This window comes from Microbacterium sp. MMO-35 (assembly GCF_037147555.1).
GTDB lineage: Bacteria > Actinomycetota > Actinomycetes > Actinomycetales > Microbacteriaceae > Microbacterium.
This window is the reverse complement of sequence record NZ_JBBCVH010000008.1, coordinates 143,182-170,082: the sequence shown is the minus strand read 5'-3', so window position 1 is coordinate 170,082 and position 26,901 is coordinate 143,182. Positions and strand designations below refer to the sequence as shown.

At 71.9% G+C, this 26,901-nt stretch carries 25 protein-coding genes; 13 read left to right on the top strand and 12 right to left on the bottom strand.

Annotated elements, in window-relative coordinates:
- Positions 1-449: 449 nt before the first annotated feature.
- Positions 450-752 (bottom strand): hypothetical protein, encoded by a 303-nt coding sequence (locus WFJ01_RS15865; RefSeq protein WP_292881837.1) that lies wholly within the window; start codon positions 750-752, stop codon positions 450-452.
- Positions 753-924: 172 nt separating this feature from the next.
- Between WFJ01_RS15865 and WFJ01_RS15860 the strand changes: the two genes are divergently transcribed.
- Both WFJ01_RS15860 and WFJ01_RS15855 read left to right on the top strand, forming a co-directional pair.
- The gene (locus tag WFJ01_RS15860) at positions 925-2,349 is read left to right on the top strand and encodes an aldehyde dehydrogenase family protein (protein WP_336629604.1); all 1,425 of its coding nucleotides are present in this window, start codon (positions 925-927) and stop codon (positions 2,347-2,349) included.
- A 3-nt stretch (positions 2,350-2,352) separates the two neighbouring features.
- Positions 2,353-3,837, top strand: coding sequence for a GMC family oxidoreductase (locus tag WFJ01_RS15855; protein ID WP_336629602.1), 1,485 nt, complete (start codon positions 2,353-2,355; stop codon positions 3,835-3,837).
- Here the strand turns inward: WFJ01_RS15855 and WFJ01_RS15850 are convergent.
- Positions 3,834-4,457 (bottom strand): TetR/AcrR family transcriptional regulator, encoded by a 624-nt coding sequence (locus tag WFJ01_RS15850; RefSeq protein ID WP_251438568.1) that lies wholly within the window; start codon positions 4,455-4,457, stop codon positions 3,834-3,836. The two genes, WFJ01_RS15855 and WFJ01_RS15850, sit on opposite strands and share 4 nt — an antisense overlap.
- Before the next feature lie 219 nt (positions 4,458-4,676).
- Between WFJ01_RS15850 and WFJ01_RS15845 the strand changes: the two genes are divergently transcribed.
- From WFJ01_RS15845 to WFJ01_RS15825, 5 genes are read left to right on the top strand one after another with little or no spacing between them, the layout of a single operon-like run.
- Positions 4,677-5,681 carry an ABC transporter substrate-binding protein gene (locus WFJ01_RS15845; RefSeq protein WP_251438567.1) on the top strand — a complete coding sequence of 335 codons (1,005 nt, stop codon included), beginning with the start codon at positions 4,677-4,679 and terminating at the stop codon, positions 5,679-5,681.
- Positions 5,678-6,469, top strand: coding sequence for an ABC transporter permease (locus WFJ01_RS15840; RefSeq protein WP_251438566.1), 792 nt, complete (start codon positions 5,678-5,680; stop codon positions 6,467-6,469). Before WFJ01_RS15845 ends, WFJ01_RS15840 begins: the two co-directional genes overlap by 4 nt.
- Positions 6,466-7,302 carry an ABC transporter permease gene (locus WFJ01_RS15835; RefSeq protein ID WP_292881826.1) on the top strand — a complete coding sequence of 279 codons (837 nt, stop codon included), beginning with the start codon at positions 6,466-6,468 and terminating at the stop codon, positions 7,300-7,302. Before WFJ01_RS15840 ends, WFJ01_RS15835 begins: the two co-directional genes overlap by 4 nt.
- Positions 7,299-8,081, top strand: a complete 783-nt coding sequence (locus tag WFJ01_RS15830) for an ABC transporter ATP-binding protein (RefSeq protein ID WP_251438564.1) — start codon at positions 7,299-7,301, stop codon at positions 8,079-8,081. The genes WFJ01_RS15835 and WFJ01_RS15830 overlap by 4 nt, the downstream gene beginning before the upstream one ends.
- Positions 8,082-10,391: an arylsulfatase gene (locus WFJ01_RS15825; RefSeq protein WP_336629601.1), complete on the top strand. Its 2,310-nt coding sequence runs from the start codon at positions 8,082-8,084 to the stop codon at positions 10,389-10,391. It begins immediately after the preceding gene.
- A gap of 154 nt (positions 10,392-10,545) precedes the next feature.
- On the opposite strand, the gene WFJ01_RS15820 is transcribed toward WFJ01_RS15825, so the two are convergent.
- The 4 genes from WFJ01_RS15820 to WFJ01_RS15805 form a co-directional block, all read right to left on the bottom strand.
- Positions 10,546-11,718 (bottom strand): acyl-CoA dehydrogenase family protein, encoded by a 1,173-nt coding sequence (locus WFJ01_RS15820; protein WP_336629600.1) that lies wholly within the window; start codon positions 11,716-11,718, stop codon positions 10,546-10,548.
- Positions 11,715-12,995 (bottom strand): beta-ketoacyl-[acyl-carrier-protein] synthase family protein, encoded by a 1,281-nt coding sequence (locus WFJ01_RS15815; RefSeq protein WP_336629599.1) that lies wholly within the window; start codon positions 12,993-12,995, stop codon positions 11,715-11,717. Before WFJ01_RS15815 ends, WFJ01_RS15820 begins: the two co-directional genes overlap by 4 nt.
- Positions 12,992-14,503, bottom strand: coding sequence for a class I adenylate-forming enzyme family protein (locus WFJ01_RS15810; RefSeq protein ID WP_336629598.1), 1,512 nt, complete (start codon positions 14,501-14,503; stop codon positions 12,992-12,994). The genes WFJ01_RS15815 and WFJ01_RS15810 overlap by 4 nt, the downstream gene beginning before the upstream one ends.
- A gap of 93 nt (positions 14,504-14,596) precedes the next feature.
- A complete protein-coding gene (locus tag WFJ01_RS15805) occupies positions 14,597-15,178 on the bottom strand; it encodes a TetR/AcrR family transcriptional regulator (RefSeq protein WP_251438557.1) in 582 nt (193 codons plus the stop codon).
- Positions 15,179-15,287: 109 nt separating this feature from the next.
- Between WFJ01_RS15805 and WFJ01_RS15800 the strand changes: the two genes are divergently transcribed.
- Together WFJ01_RS15800 and WFJ01_RS15795 are read left to right on the top strand one after the other, a co-directional pair.
- Positions 15,288-16,535 (top strand): FAD-dependent monooxygenase, encoded by a 1,248-nt coding sequence (locus WFJ01_RS15800; protein ID WP_336629597.1) that lies wholly within the window; start codon positions 15,288-15,290, stop codon positions 16,533-16,535.
- A gap of 154 nt (positions 16,536-16,689) precedes the next feature.
- Entirely contained in the window at positions 16,690-17,136 is a 447-nt protein-coding gene (locus WFJ01_RS15795) for an NUDIX hydrolase (RefSeq protein ID WP_336629596.1), read from the top strand.
- A gap of 78 nt (positions 17,137-17,214) precedes the next feature.
- Here the strand turns inward: WFJ01_RS15795 and WFJ01_RS15790 are convergent, their stop codons facing one another.
- From WFJ01_RS15790 to WFJ01_RS15780, 3 genes are read right to left on the bottom strand one after another with little or no spacing between them, the layout of a single operon-like run.
- Positions 17,215-18,864: an amidohydrolase gene (locus WFJ01_RS15790; protein ID WP_295034864.1), complete on the bottom strand. Its 1,650-nt coding sequence runs from the start codon at positions 18,862-18,864 to the stop codon at positions 17,215-17,217.
- Position 18,865: 1 nt separating this feature from the next.
- Positions 18,866-19,726, bottom strand: coding sequence for a MoaF C-terminal domain-containing protein (locus WFJ01_RS15785; RefSeq protein WP_336629595.1), 861 nt, complete (start codon positions 19,724-19,726; stop codon positions 18,866-18,868).
- A gap of 42 nt (positions 19,727-19,768) precedes the next feature.
- Positions 19,769-21,214 carry an APC family permease gene (locus WFJ01_RS15780; RefSeq protein ID WP_251438550.1) on the bottom strand — a complete coding sequence of 482 codons (1,446 nt, stop codon included), beginning with the start codon at positions 21,212-21,214 and terminating at the stop codon, positions 19,769-19,771.
- A gap of 263 nt (positions 21,215-21,477) precedes the next feature.
- Between WFJ01_RS15780 and WFJ01_RS15775 the strand changes: the two genes are divergently transcribed.
- The gene (locus tag WFJ01_RS15775) at positions 21,478-22,224 is read left to right on the top strand and encodes an SDR family NAD(P)-dependent oxidoreductase (protein WP_295034870.1); all 747 of its coding nucleotides are present in this window, start codon (positions 21,478-21,480) and stop codon (positions 22,222-22,224) included.
- A 37-nt stretch (positions 22,225-22,261) separates the two neighbouring features.
- Positions 22,262-23,068: an SDR family NAD(P)-dependent oxidoreductase gene (locus tag WFJ01_RS15770; protein ID WP_251438548.1), complete on the top strand. Its 807-nt coding sequence runs from the start codon at positions 22,262-22,264 to the stop codon at positions 23,066-23,068.
- Between the two features lie 70 nt (positions 23,069-23,138).
- Here the strand turns inward: WFJ01_RS15770 and WFJ01_RS15765 are convergent, their stop codons facing one another.
- Positions 23,139-23,918 (bottom strand): potassium channel family protein, encoded by a 780-nt coding sequence (locus WFJ01_RS15765; protein ID WP_336629594.1) that lies wholly within the window; start codon positions 23,916-23,918, stop codon positions 23,139-23,141.
- A gap of 152 nt (positions 23,919-24,070) precedes the next feature.
- On the opposite strand from WFJ01_RS15765, the gene WFJ01_RS15760 reads away from it, so the two are divergent.
- The gene (locus tag WFJ01_RS15760) at positions 24,071-24,568 is read left to right on the top strand and encodes a DUF3465 domain-containing protein (protein ID WP_336629593.1); all 498 of its coding nucleotides are present in this window, start codon (positions 24,071-24,073) and stop codon (positions 24,566-24,568) included.
- A 60-nt stretch (positions 24,569-24,628) separates the two neighbouring features.
- On the opposite strand, the gene WFJ01_RS15755 is transcribed toward WFJ01_RS15760, so the two are convergent.
- Together WFJ01_RS15755 and WFJ01_RS15750 are read right to left on the bottom strand one after the other, a co-directional pair.
- Positions 24,629-24,787, bottom strand: coding sequence for a hypothetical protein (locus WFJ01_RS15755; protein ID WP_336629592.1), 159 nt, complete (start codon positions 24,785-24,787; stop codon positions 24,629-24,631).
- On the bottom strand, positions 24,781-26,049 hold the full coding sequence (locus WFJ01_RS15750) for a DUF222 domain-containing protein (protein WP_336629591.1): 1,269 nt from the start codon (positions 26,047-26,049) through the stop codon (positions 24,781-24,783). The genes WFJ01_RS15755 and WFJ01_RS15750 overlap by 7 nt, the downstream gene beginning before the upstream one ends.
- A gap of 192 nt (positions 26,050-26,241) precedes the next feature.
- Here WFJ01_RS15750 and WFJ01_RS15745 point away from each other — a divergent pair, with 192 nt between their 5' ends.
- Positions 26,242-26,901 (top strand): GNAT family N-acetyltransferase, encoded by a 660-nt coding sequence (locus tag WFJ01_RS15745; protein WP_336629590.1) that lies wholly within the window; start codon positions 26,242-26,244, stop codon positions 26,899-26,901.

The window sequence follows — 26,901 nt, the reverse complement described above, 5'->3', positions numbered from 1 at the left end:
CCTCATTCACCGCCACCAACTGCGCCCGCGACAATCCCGCCCCGGACGCCGCCGCACCCCACGCCTCCTGCAGAAGCCGAGTGGCCTCCAGGAGCGGATCAAGGGTGCTGGTCATACCCCGAGCCTACCGAGAATCGATGATCCGTTCGAAAGTTATCCACAGCCAAGAAGAGCACCTGACCTGGGAATTTCCTCGTGATGAAGGCGAGGGGTGGATCAGCAGGAGCCGGATCTCCGATCGGCCCGGCTGGGTAGGGCTCGGCTGCCCAGGTACTCGGCGGCCGGCCCTGGGCAATCGTGCCCCCGGGGCTTGGGCACCTCGTGCCCGAGCGCGTGCTTGCTCCGCCCGAGAGGCTCGTCCTCTGCAGGCGCGTGAGGGACGGAGCGGTTCTGGGCAGCCGGTCCCTTGCGTCGTGCGCATCGCCCTGCGCTGCGGTCTGCGGGCGTCCTCAGCCGGCCGCGCCGGACTGCTGCTCCGCCAGCACGGCGGCGAGCGCCTCGACCTGCGCCTTGCCCGCCTCGTCGACGGTCAGCGACATGATCGACGACATCGCCAGGAGCACCTCGAACTCGCGGGGATCGCGCGGCTTGCCGAAGAGCGAGGTGCGCTCCTTGATGCGCACCTCCCGGTACGTCGAGACCGGATTGCGGGCCGTCTCGAGCTTGCCGTGGTGCTTGAACTTCGTGACCGTCGCGCCGTCGTACACGATCGACTCGCCGTCGGCCCCCGTCACTTCGATGCTGCTCGTCATGCGCAGATTCTAGGGCCGGGGATCCGGGGCGGAAACGGGCGGATCGGATCCGGATCCCTTCGCGGCTGGACGAGCGCCGTGCACTGGATGACAAGCCCCGGCACCCCGCACGCGCCCACAATGGGAGGACGCATCGTCGTCCGCATACTCGAAGGAGAGACCGATGACCGACATGTCCGCCGCGTCCGCGCTGCTCGACCGCATCCAGGCCCCGGAAGGCAGCGGGCGGGACATCCCCGACGCCGCCACGCGCGAGGTCATCGGCCGCGCCCCCGTGCAGACCGTCGCCGATCTGGACGACGCCATCGCCCGCGCCAAGGCCGCGCAGCCGGGCTGGGAGGCGCTCGGCCACGCGAAGCGCAGCGAGCTGCTGCTCGCCGCCGCCGACGCGATCGACGCGAACGCGGAGGCGCTCGCGCTCCTGCTCTCGCGGGAGCAGGGCAAGCCCCTGAACGGTCCGAACGCGCGGTTCGAGCTGGGCGCGTGCTCTGCCTGGCTGCGCACGAACGCGACCACGGTGCTCGAGCCCGAGGTGCTCGTGGACGACGAGAACCTGCACGCGGAGCTCGTCTACAAGCCGGCCGGCGTGGTCGGTGCGATCGGCCCGTGGAACTGGCCGCTGATGATCACGATCTGGCAGATCGGCCCCTCCCTGCGGATGGGCAACACGGTGGTCGTCAAGCCCAGCGAGTACACCCCGCTCAGCGTGCTGGCGATGCTCGCCGTGATGAACGACGTGCTGCCCGCCGACGTGCTGATCGGGATCTCCGGCGATCGCGAGGTCGGCGCGCGGATCGCCGCGCACCCCGACATCGACAAGATCATGTTCACCGGATCCACGGCCACCGGCCGAAAGATCATCGAGAGCTCGGCCGGCAACCTCGCCCACCTGACGCTCGAGCTCGGCGGCAACGACGCGGGCATCGTGCTGCCGGGCACCGACCCGGCCGCGATCGCCGAGGACCTGTTCTGGGGTGCGTTCATCAACACGGGGCAGACCTGCGCGGCGATGAAGCGGCTCTACGTGCACGACTCGCTCTACGACCAGGTCGTGGATGCGCTCGCCGGCATCGCCGCGAACGTGCCGATCGGCAACGGGCTGGATGAGAACAACGTCCTCGGCCCGCTGCAGAACAAGCAGCAGTTCGACATCGTCTCGCGCCTCGTCGAGGACGCGAAGGCCCGGGGCGCCCGCGTCGTGACCGGCGGCGAGGCCGCCCCCGAGCTCGGCGAGCTGTTCTACCGGCCGACGATCGTGGCCGACATCGACAACGACGCCGCGCTCGTACAGGAGGAGCAGTTCGGGCCGGCGCTGCCGATCATCCGCTACTCCGACGTGGACGAGGCGTTCGCGCTCGCCAACGCGGTCGACGTGGGCCTCGGCGCCTCGGTGTGGTCGAGCGACCCCGAGGCGGCACGCGAGGCCGCGACCCGCATGCAGTCCGGCACCGTATGGATCAACTCGCACGGCGGGCTGCACCCGATGGTGCCGTTCGGAGGCGTGAAGAGCTCGGGCTACGGGCTCGAGTTCGGCGTGGCGGGCCTCAAGTCCGTCGCCGTGCCCCAGGTCGTCTCCGGACCCGGCCGGAAGGCCTGAGCCATGGCCCGCTCCGCGATCGTCGTCGGAGCCGGCACCTCGGGGAGCATCGTCACCCGGCGTCTCGTCGACGCCGGGTACGACGTGACGCTCATCGAGGCCGGCGGCTACGACACCAACCCCGCGATCCACGACCCCTCCCGTGCGGGCGAGCTCTGGCACGCCGCCGAGGACTGGGACTACTTCACGGTGCCGCAGGAGCACGCGGCCGGCCGCCGGCTGCACCTGCCGCGCGGGAAGGTGACCGGCGGATCCCACGCGCTGAACGCGATGATCTGGGTGCGCTGCGCCGCCTCTGACTTCGACGGCTGGGAGCGCTCCGGCGCCACCGGCTGGGGCTGGGCCGAGGTCGAACCGGTCTACGATGCGATCGAGAACGACCTGCTCCCGGTGACCGACGACTACGCGCTCGTCCCGATCCAGCAGTCGATCATCGACGCGGCCGTCGAGGAGGGGCTGGAGCACAACCCCGACTACAACGGCGGCACGCTCGACGGCGTCTCCCAGGAGCAGGTCACGATGCGCGACGGACGTCGTGTCAACACGTGGATGGCATACGTGCGCCCTGTCGAGGATGCGGCGAACCTGCGGATCGTCACGGACGCCGAGGTGCAGTCCGTGATCGTCGAGGGCGGCGCGGCCGTGGGCGTGCGGCTGAGCGATGGATCCGAGCTCCGTGCGGACGAGGTGATCCTCGCCGCCGGTGCGCTGGGCAGCCCCGCGATCCTGCTGCGCAGCGGCATCGGCCCGCGCGAGGACCTCGAGGCGCTGGGGATCGAGGTGCTCCGGGACGTCCCCGCTGTCGGCGCGAACCTGCACGACCATCTGCTGTCCCCGGTGATCTTCACGACCGCGCAGCCCGTCGGTGCACCGCAGCCGGGGGTGTCCGTCACGCAGACGCACCTGTTCTGGCGCTCGCGCGACGGCCTCGCCGAGCCCGACACCCAGCCGATCCACTTCTCGGTGCCGATGTGGGGCGAGCTCGAGCCGCGTCCCGGCGCGCACGGGCCGGGCGATGGCTTCACGCTCATGGCGGGCCTCGTGACGCCGCACAGTCGAGGCGCGCTGCGCCTGTCCGGCGCCGGCGTCGAGGATCCGCTCCTCATCGACCTCGCGGCCCTGGAAGACGACCGCGACGTGGCGGCACTCGCCGCCTCCGTGCGCCAGGCGCGCCGGATCGGCGCCCGGCCCGCACTCGCGGGGGAGTGGGGCGCGACCGAGGCCTATCCCGGCGCGGAGGTGACGGATGCCGATGTCGAGGACTGGGTGCGCCGCACCGCGATCACCTACCACCACCAGGTCGGCACCTGCCGGATGGGATCGGATCCGGACGCCGTCGTGGATCCGCGCCTGCGGGTGAACGGCGTCGCGGGGCTCCGCGTGATCGACGCCTCGGTCATGCCGACGATCACCACGGGCAACACGAACGCCCCCGCCGCCGTGATCGGCGAGCGCGGTGCGCGGTTCCTGCTCGAGGACGCGGACTAGGAGTCGGCGGGGCCGGGCCCGTCCGGGGTCCGGCCCCGCAGCTCCGCGAGCAGGGCCTGCAGCCCCGCCTCGATGCGCTCGTCGCCTGCGACCTCGGGCAGCAGCACCGACACCATCTGCCAGCCGGCGTTGCGCGAGGCGACCTCGCCGACGGCCGTGTCGATGTCGATATGCGCGGCGAGCTCGCCGTCCTCCCGCGCCTCGACGAGGAAGCGGCGGAACTGGTCCCGCCAGCGCTGGTTGTTCTCGCGGTGGATCTGGGTGACCCGGGTGTCCTGCGAGGCGTGGTCCCAGAAGGCGATCACGACGCGGGCGTACTTGGGGCCGAGGTCTCCGAACGGCAGGATCTCGCGGCACATCTGCTCGAGGGCGTCGAGGCCGCGCTTGCCCGCGACCTCGGTGAGGATCCGTCCGTTGGCCTGCACGTGGAGGCGGACGAAGGACGCGGTGAGCAGGCTCTCCTTGGTCGGGAAGTAGCGCGCGATCGCTCCGTGCGTGTAGCCGGCTTCGGCGGCGATCTGGCGCATCGTGACGCGCTCGAAGCCCTCTCGGGCGATCACCTTCGTGGCCGCATCCGCGATGTGGTCCCGCCGTTCGTCGTGGTCAACGATCTTGGGCACGTCAGTCCTCCTCCGATCCTGATGATCCTAGGGGCGCGGCGCCGGGGCGCCGGGCGATCTTTCGTGTCCACCTGGACACGTAAGATTCCGAAACATCTTGACAACAGTAACGCCTTGCTGGATATTTAAGTGACCAAGTGGTGATTAAAGACGATGAAGTCGCACCGCAGCGACGCCTCCGCTCCGAGATCCCATCCCTCGTTCTGACAGGAAGCACACATGCACATCACGCGCGCACTCCGTGTCGCCGCCGCGGTCGTCGCCGTCGGCGCGGCCGCCGCCCTCGCCGGCTGCTCGTCCTCTTCCGGCAGCGCCGAACCGGGGAAGAAGGGCGATCTCACCACGGTCAAGGTCGCCACGATCGGGCTCACCTCCGACGGCAGCCTGCTGACCGGGATGGCGAAGGGGTTCTTCGCCGATGAAGGGCTCAAGATCGAGACCTCGATCGTCGCGAACCCGCCCGCCGGCCTCGCCGCCGCCCAGAGCGGCCAGGTCGACATCGCGTACTCGCCCAGCATCCCGCTGCTCAACGCTCTCAGCCAGGGCGTGAAGATGAAGGTCGTCGCCCCCGCCGACGGCTACCCGGATGCGGCGACGAGCGCCTCCGACCCCGCGGCGTTCGACGACACCGGCCTGTTCGCGAGCGCGTCCAGCGGCATCACCTCGGTGAAGGAACTGGCGGGCAAGACGATCGCGATCCCGGCCCGCAAGGCCCAGCTCGAGGTGGTCATCGCGGAGCAGCTCAAGAAGAACGGCATCGACCCGGCGACGGGCGTCAAATGGGTCGTGCTCGACTTCACCTCGGCCGTCGCCGCCCTGAAGAGCGGCAACGTCGACGCGGCGGGGCTGGTCAGCCCCTTCACCGCGCAGGCGCTCTCGGCGGGCAACCCCCAGCTCGCCGCGCCGTCGATCGGCTTCTTCGAGACCGGTGCGACCGGGCTGTGGACGGCGGGCGACGCGACCGTGACCTCGAAGAAGGACGTCGTCAGCGCCTTCCAGCGCGCGATCGCGAAGTCCAACGAGTACGCGACCGCGCATCCCGAGGAGGCCATCAAGGCCGGCCTCGCCTACACGAAGTCGACGCTCTCGGTCGACGAGGTCAAGGTTCCGGTCTGGCCCGCCACGGTGACCGAGCAGGATCTGCAGCGCCCGAACGACAAGATGGTGGATCTCGGGTTCCTGAAGAAGCCGGTCGACCTCACGGGCGTCATCCTCACGAAGTGACGACCGTGACCCGCTCCCGCATCCTCCCTGCGCTGCTCGGCGCGGCCGGCGCGCTGACCGCACTCGTGGTGTGGCAGCTGGCCGCGACGGTCGGCCCGCTCGCCGGTGCGCCGCTGCCCTCCGCCCTCGAGGCGCTGGGCGCGGCGGGCCGGCTGCTGGGCACGCCGCAGCTCTGGCAGGCGACGGCGGACACCCTGGTCATGGCCCTCACCGGGCTCATCGCCGCCGCGATCGTCGGCGTGCTGCTGGGCATCGCGATCGGATCCTCTCCGCTCGCGATGCACGCGACCAGGGTGCCGCTGGAGTTCCTCAAGCCGATCCCGCCCATCGTGATCCTCCCGGTCGTGGTGCTCGTGCTCGGCCCCACGTCGGGGATGGGGACCTTCCTCGTCTTCTTCGGCTCCTTCATCGCCATCGCCGTGCAGTCCTCCGCGGGCGTCTTCGACACCGACCCGGTGGCCCGCGCGACGGGGGCGTCCTACGGGATGAGCCGGGGCGAGATCCTCACCCGGATCGTGATCCCGAGCGCGCTGCCGTACATCGGCACCGCGCTCCGGGTCGCGGCGCCCACCTCGCTCGTCATCGCCGTCGTCGCGGGCCTCCTCGGAGGAGGACCGGGGCTCGGCCAGAGCCTGCTCATGTCGCAGATCTCCGGCAACCAGCCCGAGCTGTTCGGCTACGTGCTGATCCTCGGCGTGCTCGGCCTGCTCATCCAGGGGCTCAGCCAGTGGGGCGAGCGCCGGCTCCTGCACTGGCACCCGCAGTACCGGAAGGCGGAACACGCATGACCCTCACCACGTCCGTGCAGACCAGCGCGCGGCTCCGGCGCGGGCGTCGGCTGAGCTCGGCGCCGCGCTGGCTGCTGATCCTCGTCGAGATCGCGGTCCCCGTGGTCCTCATCGCGCTGTGGTGGATCGCCTCGGCGGGATCCACGAACACGTTCTTCCCACCGCTGTCCGCGATCCTCACCCGCCTCGGCGAGCTCATCGGAACCCCCGCGTTCCTCGGCGACATCGGCATCTCCGTGCTGAACCTCGTCGTGTCGTTCCTCATCGCGACGGTCGTCGGCGTGCTGCTGGGGTGCGCGCTGGGGCTCATCGCCCCGCTCAGCTGGTTCGTCGAGCCGACGATCCACTTCTTCCGGGCGATCCCGCCGGTCGCACTCGTGCCGATCTTCGTCTCGCTCATCGGCTTCGGCAACGGCACGCGCATCCTCTCGATCTCGCTCGCGGCGCTCTTCCCGATCCTCATCTCCACGATCGACGGAGTGCGGGCGGGAGAGCCCACGCTGCAGATGGTGGGGCGGGTCTATCGGCTCACCCGCACCGAGCGGCTGTTCCAGGTGACGCTGCCGGCCGCGAGCCCGCGGATCCTCTCCGGCATGCAGGTGAGCCTCATCACCGCGTTCGTCGTGATGATCGCGAGCGAGATGCTCGGATCCTCCGCGGGCCTGGGGGCCGCGACCCTGCTCGCGCAGCAGTCCTTCGCGATCGCCGACATGTGGGCGGGCATCATCGTGCTCGGCGTGCTCGGCTACCTGTCCACCGCCCTGTTCGTCCTGTTCCGCCGCGCCGTCCTGCGCTGGTACATCGCCTCACAACAACTGGAGAAGAGCGAATGAGCCTCACCACCAGCCCCCGGCTCAGCGTCCAGGGCCTCGCCAAGACCTATCGCACCAAGAGCGGTGACGTGCCGGTCATCGCCGACCTCACCTTCGACGTGCAGGCCGGCGAGGTGGCCTGCATCGTCGGGCCGTCCGGCATCGGCAAGACCACGCTGCTGAAGTGCCTCACCGGCCTGCAGCCGATCACGGCCGGATCCGCCCGCATCGACGGGAAGGAGATCGACGGGCCGCCCGAGGAGATGGCCCTCGTCTTCCAGGAGTACACGCGCTCGCTCATGCCGTGGCTCACGGTCGAGAAGAACGTGCGACTGCCCCTCCGCCACCTCCGGCTGAGCGCCGCGGAACGGGAGGAGCGCATCACGTCGGCGCTCGCCGCGGTCGGGCTCGCCGGCGCGGGCGCGAAGTACCCGTGGCAGCTCTCCGGCGGCATGCAGCAGCGCGTCGCGATCGCCCGCGCGATCGCCTACCGTCCCGAGGTGCTCGTGATGGACGAGCCCTTCGCCTCCGTCGACGCGCAGACCCGGTTCGAGCTCGAGGATCTGTGTCTGCGGATCCGCGAGCAGTTCGGCATGACGATCCTCGTCGTGACCCACGACATCGACGAGGCCGTGTACCTCTCGGATCGGGTCATCGTGCTCGGCGAGCGGCCCGCCCGGGTGACCGAGATCATCGAGATCGACTTCGGCGGTCCTCGCGACCAGCTGGAGACGCGGGCGACGGCGGAGTTCGCCGAGCTCCGCACCCGCATCTTCGGCCTCATCCGGAAGGCGGGCTGAATGGACCGCGCTGCTCGCGGCTACCAGGGCTTCCCCGGACGGATCGGCGAGTTCACCTCCGAATCGGATCCCGCCTGGCGGGCGCGGCCGACCGCGCCCGAGGGGGCGCCGAACATCGTCGTCATGCTCGTCGACGACCTCGGCTTCAGCGACCTCGGGCCGTTCGGCGGCGAGATCCGGACGCCCGTCATCGACGGCCTGGCCGCCGACGGCTGGCTGTTCACGAACTACCGCACGGCGCCCATGTGCTCCCCGGCCCGGGCTGCGCTGCTCACCGGACTGAACCCGCACCGGGCCGGTTTCGGCTTCGTCGCCCACATCGATCCCGGCTACCCCGGGTTCGCCTGCGAGCTGCCGGCGGATGCGCCGACGCTCGCGGAGTCGCTGCGCGCCGGCGGCTACGCGACCTTCATGGTCGGCAAGTGGCACCTGACGGTCGAGTCGCGGCTGCACGACGGCGCGGACCGGTCGTCGTGGCCGCTGCAGCGCGGCTTCGACCGCTACTTCGGGTCGATGGACGGCTTCACCTCGCTGCATCACCCGCACCGGCTCGTCCAGGACAACTCGGTGGTCGACGTCGCCGAGTTCCCGGAGGGCTTCTTCCTCACCGACGAGCTGACCGATCGCGCGATCGGGATGATCGACGAGCTCCGCGTGAACGAGCGCCGCAAGCCCTTCTTCCTCTACTACGCGCACACTTCGGTGCACGGGCCGATCCAGGCCAAGGAGGAGGACATCGAGCGCTATCGCGGCCACTATGAGCGCGGCTGGAACGCCGTGCGGGAGGAGCGCTTCGCGCGTCAGCGCGCCCGCGGCATCGTGCCCGCGCATGCCGAGCTGCCCGGGGATCCGCTCGCGGACGGCGACCGGATCCCGCACTGGGACGACCTCGGCCCCGACGAGCGGGCGCTCTTCGCCCGCCACATGGAGGTCTACGCCGCCGCCGTCGACGAGATCGATCAGAGCGTCGGGCGCCTGCTCGCCCGGCTCGACGAGCTGGGCGAGCGCGAGAACACGATCATCGTGATCGCGAGCGACAACGGGGGGACGGCCGAGGGCGGCCCGACCGGCACGCGCAGCTACTTCTCCCAGTTCGGGCTGCACGGGGCGGTGCCCGAGGGATGGGTGAACGACGTGCCCCGCGAACTCTCCGAGATCGGCGGTCCCCGGCTTTACGGGCAGTACCCGACGGGCTGGGCCCGGGTGTCGAACACCCCGTTCCGATCGTTCAAGTCGAGCACCTACGAGGGCGGAGTGCATGCCCCGCTCGTGATCTCCTGGCCCGCCGGCGCGGCCTCGCCCGGACTCAGGGACCAGTTCGTCTTCGTCTCCGATCTCGCCCCGACGCTGCTCGAGCTCGCGGGCGTCGCGCGTCCGGAGCGATGGAACGGCACGGAGGCCCCGGAGGTCGACGGCGACAGCATCGCCGGAATCCTCGCGGATCCGGCCGCGCCGGGGCGCGAGCAGCAGTACTTCGAGTGCGTCGGCCGGCGGGCGCTGGTCGAGGGGGAGTGGAAGGCGGTCTCGCCGATCCCGCCGACGCGCGCCCAGGGCGCCGCCGGGGGCACGTGGGAGCTCTACCACCTGCCGAGCGACCCGACCGAGACGCGCGATCGTGCGGCGACGGAGCCCTCGAAGGTGCGGGCGCTCGCGGAGCGCTGGCGCGAGGAGGCCTGGCGCAACACCGTGTTCCCGCTGGACGACGACGGCACCCTGCACTCGGTGCGCCCCGGAACGGAGGCTCCGCTCTCGGAGACGGTCGAGCTCGTGCCGTTCCGTCCGCCGCTCGAGCGGTTCCGCTCGGCGCGGCTCACGGTGCTGCGTTCCTTCGAGGTTCACGCCGAGCTCGACCTCGGCCCCGGCGCGGAGGGCGTCCTGCTCGCGCACGGCGATCAGGGCGGCGGGTACCTCCTCGCCCTGGACGGCGGCGAGCTGCTGCTCTCCTACAACGCCTACGGCGCGATGCGCCGCGTGCGCACGAGCGCTCCGGGATCCGGCCGTCACCGCATCGTCTTGCGGGTGCGGGCCGACCTCGGTCTGCGCTGGAGCCTCGCGCTCGACGTGGACGGCGTGGAGCGCATCAGCCTCGACGACGTTCCGATGCTCGTCGGCATGGCCCCGTTCACCGGCATCAGCGTGGGCTACGACTACGGCGGCCCGGTGGACTGGGAGATCTACGAGCGGCACCGCTCCTTCCGCTTCTCCGGCGGCCGGATCCTCTCCCTGCGCTACGTGCCGGGGGAGTCGTCGCCCGAGGACGCGACCGTGCTCCGGGCGATCGAGCAGGAGATGCGCGACCTCGTGGACTGAGGTTCGGCGGGCGTGGCGTGCACGGCGTCAGCCCCGATTCGTCGACGCCCCCTCTGAGCATCCGGACCCCCTCGCGCAGACGTCTCTGCGAGGGGGCCCGGATGCTCAGAGGGGGCCTCGACGGAGGTGGGCGCGCAAGCGCGGGCGCGCGGGGTCAGTCGTCCAGCAGGGCGGCGGCGTACATCGGGCGGGCGGCGTCGGCGCTCGGCGGATGGAACAGTCCCGCCGTCGCGTCGCGGTACAGCCGGCTCAGCTCATGGCCGTTGTCGAAGCCGGCCCCGCCCGTGCACATCAGGGCGGCCTCCGCCGTGCGACGGGCGGCGGTCGAGGCGTTCAGGCGTGCGCTCACGAGCAGCAGCGGCCAGCGCGCGCCGTGATCGACGCGCTCGTCGAAGTCGCGGCAGTACGCCTCCAGCTGCGCGGGCACCGCCAGGTACTCGAGGTGGGCGTCGGCGAGCCGGGTGCGCGACTCGGGCACCTCGGCGTAGGTCGCGCCCGCCTTGGCCGACCGGCGCTTCTTCAGGCCCGCCGCTCCCAGATCGAGCGCGCGGCGCGCGACGCCCGCATAGACGGATCCGATCAGCAGCTGGAAGTTGCTCGTGATCGCGAACGTGAGCAGATCCGGCACACGGCCGACGGCGATGCGGCGGTTCACCCGCTGCGGTTCCATGCGCACGTCGGTGAGGATCGTGGCCCGGCTCTGCGAGGCGCGCATGCCCATCACGTCCCACTGGTCCGACACGGCGATCCCGTCGGCGTCGCGCTCGAGGAAGCCGTAGACGAGCATCGGCTCCTCCGGATCCGTGTCGTCCCGGCCGTGCGTGATCAGGCGCGTCCAGACAGGGGAGAGCGAGGTGAAGATCTTGACCCCGGTGAGCGTGTAGCCGCCGTCGGGCTGCGGAACCGCGACGGTCTTCGAGTCCTGCATGACCCAGTCGTTGGACGGCTCGCTGATCCCGAACGCGAAGACCTCGCCCGCCACCGCCTCGGTGAACACGGCGTCGAGGGAGTGGTCGCCGCGGTCGGCCAGGGCCTTCGCGACCCCGGTGCACATGAGGTGCATGTTCACCGCGAGCGCGGTCGCGGGGGCCGCGGTCGCGAGGCGCTGCTGCAGGTGGGAGACCTCGTCGAGGCTCAGTCCGGGCCCTCCGTGCTCCTCGGGCACGAACAGCAGCAGATAGCCGCGATCGGCGAGCTCGGCGAAGTCCTCGTCGAAGAACCGGTTCTCGCGGTCGTACACCGCGGCGCGCTCGCGGAACCGCTCCATGAGCTCGTCGGGGAGATACCGCTCGGCGAGCTCGGCGTGGCGGGTGAGACGGTCGGTCATCGTGCCTCCAGGTGTTCGAAGATGAGGGCGCCGTTGTGGCCGCCGAAGCCGAACGACGGCGACAGCACCCGGCGCAGCGCGACGGAACGGGCTTCGCGGACGATGTCCCAGTCCGCGAAGTCGGGGTCGTCGAGGTTGATCGTGGGCGGGATCAGGCCGGTCCGCAGCGACTGGATCGCGAGGACCGCCTCGACGGCCCCGGACGCGCCGAGCAGGTGCCCCGTGCTCGACTTCGTCGCCGTGATCGGGATCCGCCGCGCGCGGTCGCCGAAGACGGCGTGGAGCCCCGCGAGCTCGGCCGCGTCGCCGACCGGAGTGCCGGTGCCGTGCGCGTTGACGTGGTCTATGCCGTCCGCGGCATGCGGATCCAGTCCGGCGTCGGCGAGAGCCGCGGCGACGGCCGCCGCGGCTCCGCGGCCCTGCGGATGCGGGGCCGTGGGGTGGTGCGCGTCGCTCGACTCGCCGAACCCGGAGAGAACGGCGAGGGGCTCGGCGCCCCGGGCGAGGGCCGAGTCCTCGGCCTCGAGCAGCAGCGCGGCGGCGCCCTGGGCCATCACGAAGCCGCGGCGCCCGCGGTCGAACGGACGGCTGGCCGCGGCCGGATCCGCCTCATAGCCGCTCGCGAGCGCGCGCAGGTTCGCGTTCGCGGCGAGGTTGACCCGGTTCAGACAGTCCTCCATGCCGACCACGAGCACGGCGTCGGCATAGCCGTGGCGGATGCGGCGCAGCGCGTCGCCGAGGGCGATAGCGCTGGACGCGCAGGTCGCCGTCACCCCGTGCGCCGTGCCGCGCGCACCGTAGCGCTCGCTGAGCAGAGCGGCCGCCGCGTCGGGGGCGCCGTGCACGACCAGGCTCAGGGGCACGCCGCGCGGGCCGCGCGCGTCGAGCGCGCGGGTGGCGGCCTGCATCTGGTCGATGGGACCGGATCCCGTCGCGGCGAGGACGGCGGTGCGGGTCGCGTCCCAGGGGAGCGGAGCACCGGCGCGCAGGGCGGCGGTGTCGACACCGGCCTGGGCGAGGGCCTGATCCGCGGCGGCGATCGCCCAGAGCTGGGCGGGGCTGAGGCGGCGGCTCAGTGGCGGATCCACGAGGCCGGTCGCATCGAAGCCGCGCACGGCGCCCCCGATCCGCACGGCCAGGCCCTCGAACTCCGGGGCGTCGAGCGCCGTGATCGCACTGCGGCCCGCGACGACCGCCTCCCAGAGCGAGGGCACGTCGAGCCCGCTCGGCGTGAGGGCGCCGAGGCCGGTGACGACCACGCGCCGGCCGGCCGTCACAGCCGGATCCCTTCGCCGCGCTCGATGAGCGCGGTGGTCTCGGGGCGGCGGATCTTGCCGCCCGCGGTGCGGGGGATCCGATCGAGCCGGTACCAGCGACGCGGCACGAACTGCGGGGCGAGGCGGTCACGCGCCCAGGCCTGCAGGTCTGCCTTCGACGGTGTGGATGCGCCCTCGACCACGAGCGCCACGACGGCGCCGAGGCGCGGATCGGGAAGCGCGATCGCGCACACCGCGCCGAGCCCCGGCATGCCGTCGAAGGCGCGCTCGACCTCGGGCAGCGAGACCTTGTGACCGCCGGTGGCGACGATGTCGCCCGCGCGTCCGGCCAGTTGCAGCCGCCCCTCCGTCATCCGGCCCATGTCGTGCACCGTCGCCCAGCCGTCGGGGCCGCGCAGCACGGCGTCCGTCGTGGCGGCGAGGTAGCCGTCCGAGCAGGCGGCGGCGCGGATCCACAGCGTGCCGAGCTCACCGTCGGCCACGGGCTGTCCGGAATCGTCGCGGATCTCGGCCGCCACCTCCTCGTACACGTCCAGCAGCGTGCCGTCGCCTCCCCGGCTGTCGCCGATGAAGCCGATCTCGGCGGCGCCGTAGTAGCTGATCAGGCGCACGTGCGGCAGCGCGGCGGCGAGCCCGTCGCGCAGCGCCGCGGGGAGGTTCGCGCCGCCGGTCACGACGAGGTCCAGCCCGGCGAAGGCGTGCGGGTCGCGCCGGGCCGCATCGATGAGCACCTGGACCACGGCCGGCACGGCGACGATCCGGGTGATCCCCTCGGTCGCGACGCGGTGCGCGAGGCGAGGGGCGTCGAACGCGTCGGCGAGGTGCGCGCCGCCCCCGGTCGCGAGGCATTCGATGAGCGCGTAGAGCGTGAGACTGTACGACAGGGGTCCGGGGGCGAGCGTCTCGACGCCGGGGAGCGGCTCGAGGTGCGCGCTCGAGACGGCGACGTTCTCGCGGTACTGGCGTCGGGTCTTCAGGAACGCCTTCGGGTCGCTCGTGGTGCCCGAGGAGAACAGCAGCAGGAAGGCCTCGTCGCCGTCGCGGGCCGTCGGGGGATCCGCAGGGATCGCCGCCTGCTCGCGCTCCCGGAACTCGGCGAGCGTGAGCACCGTGCCGCTCCATCCGGCGTCGCCGAGCGCCGACGCGAAGGCGGTGTCGTCGCTGATCACGAGCCCGATCCCCGCGGCGGTCACGACGTGCACGCGGTGCGCGAGCGGCCATTGCGGGTCGATCGTCGCGGACACCGCGCGGTATCCGGCGAGCCCCGCGACGATCCGGGCGGCGTGGAACGCGCTCGCGATGCTGACCGCGGTGATCGGGATGCCCGCGGTTTCCGGGGCGGGCGCCGGAGGGGCGGCCTGGGCGCGATGCGCCGCGTCCACGACGGCGAACACGCGACGCGAGTCCTCGACGAGGCCGGCGTAGTCGAGGACGCCGTCGGCGCCCACGATGGCGGGCTGCGCGGGATGCCGCGCGGCGGTGGAGAGCACGGTCGTGGTGATCGGCATTCCCCACCCTTCCCGTGACGCGGGCGCGGCCGGCCCGGGTCCGGCTTCCCGATCCAGTGTAGGACCGGGCGGCGGGCGCAGGACCGCCGCGAGTCAGTCCGCGCCGGCCCCGTCGTGCAGGAGGGCGACCGCCGACGCGAGCGTGTCGCCGTCCGGGATCCGTCCCTCGGGGCTCAGCAGCCAGAGGATCCCGAGGCCCTGGGAGAGCACGAACTCCAGCTGCCCGAGCGCCAGCGCCTGCTCGGGCGTGAGGTCGGGGTAGGCCGCGACGAGGCCCTCCGCGACGCCCCGGTACCCCTCCTCGACGGCGGCCTGCATGCGGGTCAGCGCGGCCGGGTCCCGCATCATGCGCACGGCGTTCTCCATGCTGGCCAGCAGGGTCTCGCGGTTGGCCGCGAACACGTCGGGCATGCGGTTCCACAGGGCGGCGAAACCGGCGAGGCGGGGGAGGTCCTTCGCCTCGACGATGGCGGCCTCCATGCCGTCCCCGATCCCGGTGCCCAGCGTGTCCAGGAGCGCCTCGGTGACGAGCTGATCCTTCGAGCCGAAGTGATACCCGATCGCCGCGAGGCTCACCCCCGCGGCCTGGGCGATGTCGCGGGCGGTGGCGTTCGCGACGCCCCGCTCGACGATGACGCGGCGGGCTCCGGCGAGCAGATCCTCACGATTTCCCATGCCGTCATCCTAGGCACGTCTCAGACGCTTGTACTAGACACTCGTCCAAGACGGGTGTAGACATGCGTCTTAGACAAATGTCTTAATCCCTTCCCTCGAGGAGAACGCCATGTCCGCACCCCACGTCCTCATCTCCGGCGCCGGTATCGCCGGGATCGCCACGGCCCTGCAGCTCGTCCGCAGCGGGATCAGCACGACGGTCGTCGAGCGCGCGCCCGGGCCGCGCCCGGGTGGCCAGGCCGTCGACCTGCGCGGCGCGAGCCGCGAGGCTGCGGAGCGCATGGGGCTCATGCCCGGCATCGGCGCCCGCCGGCTGCACGAGAAGGGGATGGTCTACGTCGACGGACGCGGGCGCTCGTACGGACGCATGCCGGTCGAGCTCTTCGACGGGCGCGGCGCGGTCGCCGACGTCGAGATCGCCCGCGGAGATCTGAACCAGGTGCTCCTGGACGCGCTCGCCGAGGCCGCCGCAGCGTCTCCGGGGCTCCTCTCGCTGCGCTACGGAGACCGGATCGAGGCGCTCGCGCAGGACGATGCCGGTGTCGAGGTGCGTTTCGGGTCGGGAGGGTCGGAGCGCTTCGACGCGGTGCTCGGCGCCGACGGGGTGCACTCGGCGACGCGGCGGCTGGCCTTCGGGCCGGAGGAGGGCTTCGCCACGCGGCTCGGCGGCTACGCGGCGTTCTTCACGATGCCCACTCCGGCCGGCATCGAGGACGGCTGGTTCTCGATGCGGATCGTGCCGGGCGCGATGCTCGGGATCCGCCCCGACCGGGATCCGGCGACGTCGAAGGCGATGCTCACGCTGCGCGTCGGTCACGATGCCGCGCTGCGCGGCGATCGCGCCGCGCAGGAGGCCCTGATCCGCCGGCTCATCGAGGGCGCCGGGTGGCAGGCGCCCGCCGTGCTCGCGGCGATGGGCCGCGCGGAGGACTTCTACTTCGACGAGCTCGCGCGGGTCGACGTGCCGGACGTCGCGAACGGCCGCGTCGCGCTCGTGGGCGACGCCGGATACTGCGGAACCCCGCTCAGCGGCATGGGTACCGCGATGGCGCTCGTGGGGGCGTACGTGCTCGCCGGTGAGCTCGCGGATGCGTGCGCGGAGGATGTGCCCGCGGCGCTCGCCCGCTACGCGCGGCGGATCGAGCCCTTCATCGCCGACGGCAAGAAGATCCCGTTCGGCAGTCTCGAGCGCGCGGTCCCGGCGTCGCGCGCGGGAGCGATGCTGGGCCGGCTCACGACCCGCGTGATGCTCTCCCGGCCGTTGCGTCCGCTGATGAAGCGCGCCTTCGCCGAGAACGCGACCGATGCTCTCCCGCTGCCGGTGGCCGGAGCGGACGCCGCCCGCGCCGCCGGGTGAGACGGCCCGCGGCCGCGCCGCTGACGGCGCGCCGCTCCCTGCCGGAACCCGGGCGCCAGGCTCGGAGTCGTACGTCTGCGTCGGAGGGATCCGCGAAAAGGATCCGAAGATCGCGTACATCTCCGAGCCAGGCGTGCACCGCTACGCTCGCGAGGTGAGCGCCGATACCGTCATCCATGTCACGGCGAACGCACCCTGGCTGCCGCCCGGCGGCCGCGCCGAGGTGATCCGATGCGCCGCGCCGCCGCGGCCCCTGTGCGTCGCACGGCTGCTGCTGCGTCGGGCCGATCTGGTCTTCTGCACTCCCCGGGCGGACGGGGGCCGGCTCGATCTGCCGATGCGGATCGTGCCCGACGAGGATCCGGACGGGACGGGCACCATCCGCGCACTTGCGGAGGAGATCGTCGGCGCGGATGCCGGCATCCGGTTCCTCGGCGCGGTGCGCAACGTCGTGGGTCGGCCGGTCTCCGGCTATGCCTGGCCTGCGCCGCTTGCGCACTTCGGCGTGTGGGAGTCGGCCGCCGCGCCGCGCGGAGACGGCTCCTGGATCGACGTCGCCGACCTGCGGGACCGCCACTGGCACCCCCTCGCCGCGGACTGAGAGACCACTGTCCTCAGGAGGGGCCGCGTGTGCACGCACGTCTCCTGCGGACGGTGGTCTCTCGTCGGGCGGCCGGGCTCAGTCCGCCGCGTACACCTCGCGTCCGGCGAACCAGGTCGCGAGCACCTGGGCGTCGATGATGGCGTCGGCGGGGCCCGCGATCGCATCGCGGTCCAGCACGACGAAGTCCGCCGACTTCCCGACCTCGAGGGATCCGGTCTCCGCGCCGAGGCCCATCGCGACGGCGGCGTTGCGGGTGAACACCTGCAGCGCCTCCTCGGCGGTGATCGCCTGCTCGGGCCAGAGCGTGCCGGGCGCGCGGCGCAGCGGATCCGCCCGGGTGACGAGTCCCTGGATGCCCTCGAGCGGGTTCGGCGACTCGCTCACGGGCCAGTCGGATCCGCCGGCCACGAGGGCTCCGGCGTCGATGAGGGCGCGGTTCGGCTGGGAATGCTCCGCGCGCTCGCCGAGCACCTCGGTGAGCATCTGCGGGATGATGCCGGGGAACCAGATGAACGGCGAGATGTCGGCCACCACGTCGAGCGCGGCGAGGCGCGGGATGTCGCTGTCCGCGAGGAACTGCCCGTGCGCGATCTGGATCGGCGTGGTGAAGCCGTCGGCGCGCAGCCGCTCGGCGACGTCGAGCACGAGCCGGGCGGAGCCGTCGCCCGTGCAGTGCACCTTGGCGCCGAGGCCCCGCTCGGCGACCTGGCGCAGCCAGCCGTGCAGCTCGTCGAAGGTCATCGTGGTCTCGCCGTGGAAGTGCGCGCCGTGCACCGCGTCCGCGACGTAGGGCTCCAGGAACGAGGCGGTGCGCGCCGGCGGCACCCCGTCCAGGAAGATCTTCACGAAGTCGGGGCGGTGGTGCGCGGTGCGGAACTCCTCGCCGCGCGCGATGAGCGGGGATCCGACCGGGTCGAATCCGAAGATCTCGTCGTTGACGAGCAGCGACGACACCACCCACGCGTCGAGCTCGCCGTCTGCGTCGAGGTCGCGGAGGGCGCCGAGGATGTCGGTGGAGACGCCCGCGTCCTGGAACGCGGTGATCCCGTAGCGGTTCGCGAGGTGCACGCCGTGCGCCGACGCCGCCCGATGCTGCGCGGTGGTGAGTCCGCCGGAACGGTCGTAGGCCTCCTGCACGGGGATCCCGGCCGCTTCGAGCAGCACACCCGTCGGGGTGCCGTCGTCGGGGTCGAGGATCGTGACGCCGCCGGCCGGGATCGTGTCCGGGGTGATGCCGGCCAACTCGAGCGCGCGCGAGCTTGCCCAGCGGTTGTGCCGGGAGTCCTCCGCGATGACGACGGGGCGCCCGCCCGCCGCCTCGTCCAGCCGGAGCCGCACAGCCGTGCTCTGCAGCGACGGCAGCAGGGTCGAGGCGACCACGCCGCCGATGATCCAGGCGTCCTCGGGCAGAGTGGCCGCCTTCTCGCGCACCCGGTCGAGGATCTCGTCCAGAGTGAGCGAGGGCGGCAGGGTGAGTTCGAACAGTTCCGTGCGCCCGGCGAGCGCGTGGTGGTTGTGCACGTCGACGAAGCCGGGGTAGACCGCCGCCCCGCCGAGCTCGAGCACTCGGGTGCCGTCGCCGCGCAGGGCGTCGACCTCGGCGCGGGAGCCGATCGCGGCGATGCGCCCGTCGCGTACGGCGAAGGCCTCGGCGGTCGGGTGAGTCGCGTCCAGGGTGCGGATGACGTCGGCTGCGACGATGAGCTCGGCGGGGGCGGTCGTCATGTCAGGCCCCGGCCGCCGCGGCGTCCTGCGCGCCGAAGTTCGCCGGCTCGAGCTCGGGCGAGTGGTGGGTCACCGAGATCAGGCGGCCCCACGCGCCGAAGGTGAAGTGCGTGGGCACCTCGCCGGTCTCGTCGAGGCCGAACAGCACGCCGTGCGAGCGGATCTTCGTGACGTCGCGATGGTCGGCGATCGTGACCGAGGCGCACGGGATGACCTTCTCGCGCCACGCGAACACGTAGATGCCGGGACGGATCTCCCACACGCTGTTCTCGTCGGTGTCGGCGAGCCCGCGCTCGGGACCGGCGAGACACTGCCAGCTGTACCAGCGCTCCGAGAGGTAGACGTGCTCGTAGGCGTGCTCGGTGCTGTACACCCACTCGACGCGGCGGCCGATCAGCGCGGTCGTGGGGTGCGGCTCGTCGCCGGTGACCTCGGCGCCGTCGATGGTCGCGGTGCCGAAGTGGTGCACCACGCGGGTGCGTCCGGGCTCGAGCGTCGGCAGGATCTCGCTGATGATCGACAGCACGCGCCCCGCGCGCAGGTCGATCACGAGGGAGACGGCCTCGTTCGGCAGGTAGCGGTGGTGGAACTGCACGTAGAACAGATCCTCGTCGACCTCGATCGCCTCGTACGCGTCGGTGTCGGTGGCGGGCGCCGTCGGGTCGCCCTCGCCGGGGGTGTAGGTCCAGGTGACCTCGTCATCGGCGAACCGGTGCGCGATGCGGGTGCCGTTGGGGGCGGTCACGTCGATCTCGCGGCCGGACAGGGCCGTGGTGTGCGGCGCCTTGTTCGCGTCGAAGCCGGGGGCGAGGCCGTCCAGCGGCAGCCAGGTCGAGGTGTCTGCGGGGTTCATGGTGGACATGATGCTCCTTGGTGGTGGGTGCGGGGGCTGGTCGGGGGGAGATCAGCGCGTGCTGAACTGCTCCAGGTCGGCGGCGAGGCCGTCGTAGACGACGGGCTTCGCGCGCTTCAGATACTGCGCGTAGACGATGCCGCCGATCACGGCGAGCACGAGCAGCAGCGGCAGCAGGTTGATCCAGAGCTCCTCGGATCCGGCGACGATGTTGAAGTTGAACATCGCGAGGATCGCGATCGCGGCGATGCCGAGGAAGCCGATGCCGGGGGCGATGAACGTGCTCCACCAGCGTCCGTCGCCCTTGCGCCGGAAGTAGACCACGATCGACAGCGCGGCGAGGCCCTGCAGGATCAGCACGCTGAGCGTGCCGAAGCCGAGCATCGCCGGCACGATCTGGGTGATCGGGTTGGCTCCGGCGAGGAAGAAGACCACGGCCACGATCGCGGCGAACCCGGCCTGGACGATGCCGGCGATCTGCGGAGTACCCGTCGAGCGGGTGCGGGCGAAGGCGTGCGGGAGGATCCGCGCTCGGCCGAGTGCGTAGAGGTAGCGGGTGGCCGAGTTGTGGAACGCGAGCATCGCCGCGAACAGGCTCACCAGCAGCAGGATCTCCATGACGGTGGTCAGCGGGCCGCCGAGGTAGGTCTGCGCGATGGAGAAGATGAGATCGCCGTCCGCGAGGTGGTCGACCGCGGTCTTCTGGGCCTTCGCGACGCCGATCGCGCTGACGACCGCCCAGGTGGTGACGCCGAGGATGATGCCGATCGCGGTGATCGCCGTGTACGTGGCGCGCGGGATGGTGCGCAGCGGCTTCTTGGCCTCCTCGCTGAACAGCGCGGTCGCCTCGAAGCCGAGGAAGCCGGTCGCCGCGAGCAGCAGGCCGATGGGCAGGGATCCGGAGAACACGGCGGCGGGGCTGAACGCCTCGAAGCTGTAGCCGGTGCGGACGAGCACGGAGATGTCGAAGACGACGAGCATGCTCACCTCGAGCACCAGGCAGACGCCGAGCACCTTCGAGGAGAAGTCCACGCCGATCCGGGCGAGCACGAAGCACACGGCGATCGAGAGCAGGCCCCATACGAGCCAGTGGATGTCGAGGCCGGTGAGCTGGGCGATGATCGTCTGCATGAAGAAGCCGCTGGTGCCGATCGTGCCGACCACGAAGAAGTTGTAGCCGAGGGTCGCGATGAGACCAGCGATCATGCCGCCGGTGCGTCCGAGACCCTTGACCACGAACGCGTAGAACCCGCCGGCGTTGACGAGCTGCTTCGACATCTGCGCGTAGCCGACGGCGAAGAGCAGCAGGATCACGGCCACGAGGAAGAACGACACGGGGGCGCCGCCGCCGTTGCCGAACGCGATGACCAGCGAGGCGACGACGACGATCCCGGTCAGCGGCGCGACAGCCGCGAGCACCAGGAAGACGATGCCGGCGACGCCGAGGGCGCCCTGTCTCAGGGCGGTATGGGTCTGCGGGGTGGTTTCAGCGGTCACGTCGGCTCCTTCGCTCGGTGACGGCGCGATCTTCCGGCCAGGGTGGGCTTCGCAGCGCGGACGGTGTGCTGCGGGAAGACGGCAGTATCGGACTCTGCCGAGTCTGCCGCGGTCGGGCGCGGCGGGCTTGCCCATGAGCGAAGGACGATGGTGCCAGCGCGCACAGCCGCCTCCGCGCCCCTCGCTCGTGCCCCGCACCGCGGAGCAGGATGGCGGAGCGGAGGCGATCTTCTCGCCCGTCTCCGGCACCGAAGGGAGCGGCGATGGAGCTGCAGCTGCAGGGCAGGACCGCCCTGGTCACCGGCGCCGCCGGGGGGATCGGCCGCGCCGTGGCGCAGGCGCTCACCGCGGAGGGCGTGCGGGTCGCGCTGCTGGACCGCTCCGCGGAGGGGCTCGCCGAGACGGCGGCGCTGTGCGCGGGATCCGTCCCGGTGGTCGCCGACGTGACCGACGAGGTCGCGGTCGACGCGGCGGTGCGCGAGGCCGTGGCCTCCCTCGGCGGGCTGCACACCGTCGTGTGCTGCGCCGGGATCTCCGGCCCCGTCGGATCCGGGATCGAGGCGACGTCGCTCGCCGAATGGCAGGCGGTGTTCGCCGTGAACGTGACCGGCGCCTTCCTCGTGCTGCGGTCCGCGCTGCCGGCGCTGCGCGCGGCGCCCGCGGCTTCGGTCGTGCTCGTGGCGAGCGACTCCGCGTTCGTGGCCTCGCCCGGGATGGCGCCGTACTGCGCCTCGAAGGCGGCCCTCGTGCAGTTCGGCCGCGCGCTCAGCGTCGACCTCGCCGACGACGACGTGCGCGTCACCACGGTGTCGCCGTCGATCGTCGACACCCCGATGAGCCGCGGCGACCTCGGCGACGCCGCGTTCTCGACACCGGCCTTCCCCGTGCAGGGGGCGGACGAGATCGCCGCCCACGTCGTCTATCTCGCCTCGCCGATCGCCCGCGCCGTGAACGGATCCGGGATCCTCAGCGATTTCGGCTACTCCGCCCGCTCCGGCTTCCCCGCCTGACCTCCCCCCGCATCCCCTTTCCACGACAGGAGAACCCATGAGCACCAACGGATCCACCGGACGCGTCGTCGTCATCACCGGCGGCGGCACCGGCATCGGCGCCGCGATCGCGGCCCGCTACGCCGCGGAGGGCGCGCACGTCGTCGTCGTCGGGCGGCGCGAGGAGCCGTTGCGCGAGGTCGAGCGCGCGGTCGGCGCGCACCCGGTGATCGCCGACGCCGCGTCGACCGAGGACGCGAAGCGCGCCGTCGCCGAGGTGCTGTCGACGTTCGGTCGCATCGACGTCCTCGTCGCGAACGCGGGCGGGCACGGCTTCGCCCCGGTGGGGGAGACCGACGACGCCGGGTGGGAGGCCGCGATCCGCGCGAACCTCACCACGGCGTTCGTGATGGCGCGCGAGGCCCTGCCCGCGCTCATCGAGGCCAAGGGGCAGATCGTGGTGATCTCCTCGCTCGCCGGGCTCTTCGCCGGGCCCTCGGTCGCCGGGTACACCGTCGGCAAGCACGCCCTGATCGGCCTCACCCGCACCCTCGCGCGCGACTACGGCAAGCACGGCGTGCGCGTGAACGCCGTCTGCCCGGGCTGGGTGCAGACGCCGATGGCCGACGAGGAGATGGACGAGTTCGCCGCCCACGCGGGCCTGGACTCCCGGGAGGAGGCGTATGCCACGGTCACCGCGGACGTGCCGCTGCACCGTGCCGCCCAGCCCGCCGAGATCGCGGCCGTGGTGCGCTTCCTCGGATCGAGCGAGTCGTCGTACATGACCGGATCCGTCCTCGTCGTCGACGGCGGCGCGCACATCGTCGACCTGCCCACGACCGCGTTCGAGCACGCGGGGATGTAGGCATCCGGGGATCCGGTCCCCGAGACCCCGCGAATGCCGGCCCCGAGCCTCCGAGCGGCCGGATCCGCCCTCAGTGCGTCGAGGGGAGCGGATCCGGGCCGTCCGACGAGGTCGCGGTCTGTGCCGTCTCGGCGCTCGGGATCCGCGGCTCGATCGTCGCGAGCACGGCGCGCAGCTCGGCGATCTCGGCCCGCAGCGCGTCTACGTGCGCGACGGTGGCCGCCTGGCGGCTGGTGTTCTCCGCCGACACCTGCTCGACGATCCACGAGGCGAACGTCGCGCTGATGACACCGAGCAGGGCGATGCCGCTGAGCATGAGGCCGACGGCGATGGCCCGTCCCTCGAGCGTGATCGGGGCCAGATCGCCGTAGCCGACCGTCGTGATGGTCGCGAACGCCCACCAGATCGCGTCGCCGAAGGTCGTGATGCTCCCGCCGCCGGCGCGCTCGGCATCGAGCACCGCGAGGGAGGCGACGTAGACGAGGAGCAGGGTCGCGCTGGTCACGTAGATGACGATCTGCCCGCGGACGGCGCGTCCCGCCGTGCGCTGCAGCACCGCCAGCAGGGTGATCACGCGCAGCACCCGCAGCGGGCGGAGCATCGGCAGCACGACGGTGGCGAGGTTGAACAGGTGCGTGAGGAACCAGTGCCAGCGTCGCGGGGCGAGCACGAGGCTCACGATGTAGTCGAGGAGGAACGTGCCCCAGGAGACCCAGAGCAGGTCTTCCAGGAATGCGCCGATCGCCCCTCGCGGATCCACGATCACCTGGATCGAGTAGGCGACGAGGAACAGCACCGACGCGACGATGAGCGGCCACTCGGTGATCCGCCGCCAGCGCTCCAACGTCATGCGCGCATCGTACGCCCGGCGGGCCGGATCGGGGCGCCTCCGTCGATCTCCGGGGGCAGCCCCGCCCCCGGGCCGGATCGGGCGCTTCCGTCGATTCCCGGGAGCAGCCGCGCCCCGGGGCCGGAGCCGAAGCCCGCGCTAGGCTGGGCGCCGTGACGCGGAGGGCTCGATGGACGACGGTCGTCGTCGTGGTCGTCGTGGCCGCGCTCGGACTGCTCGCGGTCGGACAGGGGTGGATCCCCGACGCGCGGACCGGGGTGGCCGCGTCCGCGCCCGCGACGACGGGGGCACCGGCGGGCGGATCCGCGTCCGCACCGGCCGACGACCCCGTGCGCGCGCTGTTCGACGAGCACCGCAGCGGCATCGAGGTGCAGGGCACCGGCACCGTCTCCCGGATCCTGCCGGACGACCTCGACGGCTCGCGGCATCAGAAGTTCCTGCTCACGACGCCGAGCGGCGTCTCGATCCTCATCGCGCACAACATCGACCTCGCCCCGCGCCTCGACGGCCTGGCGAAGGGCGACCGCGTCGACTTCCTCGGCGACTACGAGTGGAGCGACAAGGGAGGAACGGTGCACTGGACGCATCGGGATCCGTCCGGACAGCATCAGGCGGGCTGGCTCCGCTGGAACGGACGCACGTTCTCCTGAGAGCGTGTGCTTTTTGCGGGTGGGTGCTTCGGCTCCGGAGACGGGCGACCGTGCGGCGGTTCAGAACGGCGGTGGTTCTGGTGCCGGATCCGGTTCGTCGATCGTGAATGTCACCGGGGTTGGCGGCCGGTCGATGTAGGTCGATCCGGTCGGGCCGGTCCATTCCAGGACGCCCGCTCCTCGCTGTTTCACCTTCCACGCGGTCTGGTGCTTCAGCACGTGGTGTCGTCGGCAGAGGCCGCCCAGGTTCCCTTCCTCGGTCGCTCCGCCGAATGCGGCGTCGATGGTGTGGTCGAGGTCCTGGGTGCGGGGCGGGAGTCCGCAGGTAGGGAACCGGCACCGGGAATCTCGAGCGTGCAGCAGTCGGCGCAGGTCCGCATTGGGCCGGTAGCGATCGACGGCGAGGATCGCCCCGGTGATGGGGTGGGTGAGCACGCGCTCCCACGCGGTGGCACCGCCGGCGAGGATGCGGGCGGTGTCCGTGTCGATGGGCTGCCCGCCGGCGAGCTCCGCGGGCAACTCGGTACGCACGCCGAACGCTGCGCCCACGAAGCTCTCGCGTCCACAACCGCATCTGCCGGCGAAGGCAGACGAGTCGGCGTCCACCGCCACGGCGGTGAACACGGGGATGGTGACCTCCACCCGGCCCTGGATCGCGGACAGCAGCCCGGCCGTGGTGTCGTGTCCGGACGGGTGCCAGCGAGCAGGGTGTCTGCGCAGAGGTCGGCGCGGAGCTGGTCGATCGTCCGCTCGTCGGCCGGGTCGCCGAGCCCGTCGGAGTCGGGGTCGAGTCCTGCGGCGGCGTCCTTCGCGGCCTTCATGTTGGCGGTCTTGAGCATGCGGGCCTGCTGGGTGAGCCGGTCGTAGATCCCATCGATCACCGCAGCTGCGTGGGTGATCCCGAGCATCTTCTGCCCATCCGGGAGATCCTCCCGCCACACGGTCCGCTTCTCCTGCGCCTGCCGATGCCGCTCGGTGAGACTCCGTGGCGCCAGCCTCTCGGTGACACGCTCGATGATCGGCCTCGCTCGGTGCGGGGTGTCGCCTTCGCACGCGGCAACGGCGAGGCGTTCGAACTCGGCCCGCACCTCGTCGTCGAGGCGCGCGCCGGCGTCCTGGATCAGCCGCACATGTGCGGCGTTGATCCGCGCTTCGGTGAACGCCCGCATCGTCTCCGGGTACTTCGCCATCAGATCTGCGGCCCGCATCATGCGGCCTTGCACGACCCGGTCGGACATGTGCAGCACCGCCGCCAGCTCTGCGGCGACCGCCCGCTGTGACAAGTCCGCCGCCTCGCCCCGCGCTGGCCGGGTCTGTGCGGCGAGTTCTTCGGCGAGGCGCTGCGCGACCGCGAGCTGCGCCTCTCGCACCGCCTGCAGCCGCACGATCGACGCCTCGGTGTCCTCCAGCATCGACGTCAGCGCGCCCAGCACGACAGCCGGATCCACGGGGTCCACCACCGCGCCGGTCGAGTTCGTCATACCCCTAGTCAACTCGGGGCCACCGACATTCCGGACCCGAAAAGACCCAGATCAGATCAAAGAAACATCACGGAATGATCACGACTCGATCGCCCTCGGAGCCATCCGGCTCGCGGTCGTCAGGGAACGGCGAGATGCACCCGATCCGGTTCCACTGCACGACGGCATCTGCGGCTGGGATACCGTCGGGTGATGGACCTGGAAGAGCTCTGGCCGCTGTTCGGACTCGAGATCGCGACACCTCGATTGGTGCTGCGCCCGCTCAGGGACGTCGATCTCCCCGGGCTCGCCCAGGCGGCTCTCGACGGGGTGCACGACCCGGCCCGTACGCCGTTCTCCGTGCCGTGGACCGATGCCGCACCGGAGGATCTGCCCCGGAATCTGGCGGCGTACCAGTGGAGTCTGCGCAATCGCGTCGCACCCGATCGGTGGACGGTCGCGTTCGGCGTCCACGTCGACGGTCGCATCGTGGGATCTCAAGACCTGTCCGCGCACGACTTCGCGCAGCGGCGCACGGTCGACACCGGGTCCTGGCTCACTCGCAGCGTGCACGGCCAGGGGATCGGGACCGAGATGCGCGCCGCGCTCCTGATGTTCGCGTTCGACGTGCTGGGAGCCGAATGGGCCGAGTCCGGTGCGGCGAGCTGGAACGAGGCGTCCCTCGCCGTATCGCGGAAGCTCGGCTACAAGCCCAACGGCGTCACCCGGGTGCTGCCTCGGCCGGGGGAGCCCGTCGACGAGCAGCGGGTGCGGCTGGAGCGGACGGGGTTCGTCCGACCCGACTGGGCGATCGCCGTGCGCGGCGCCGGCCCCGCGCTCGCTCAGCTGGGGTTGAGTGCACTCCCGACGTGA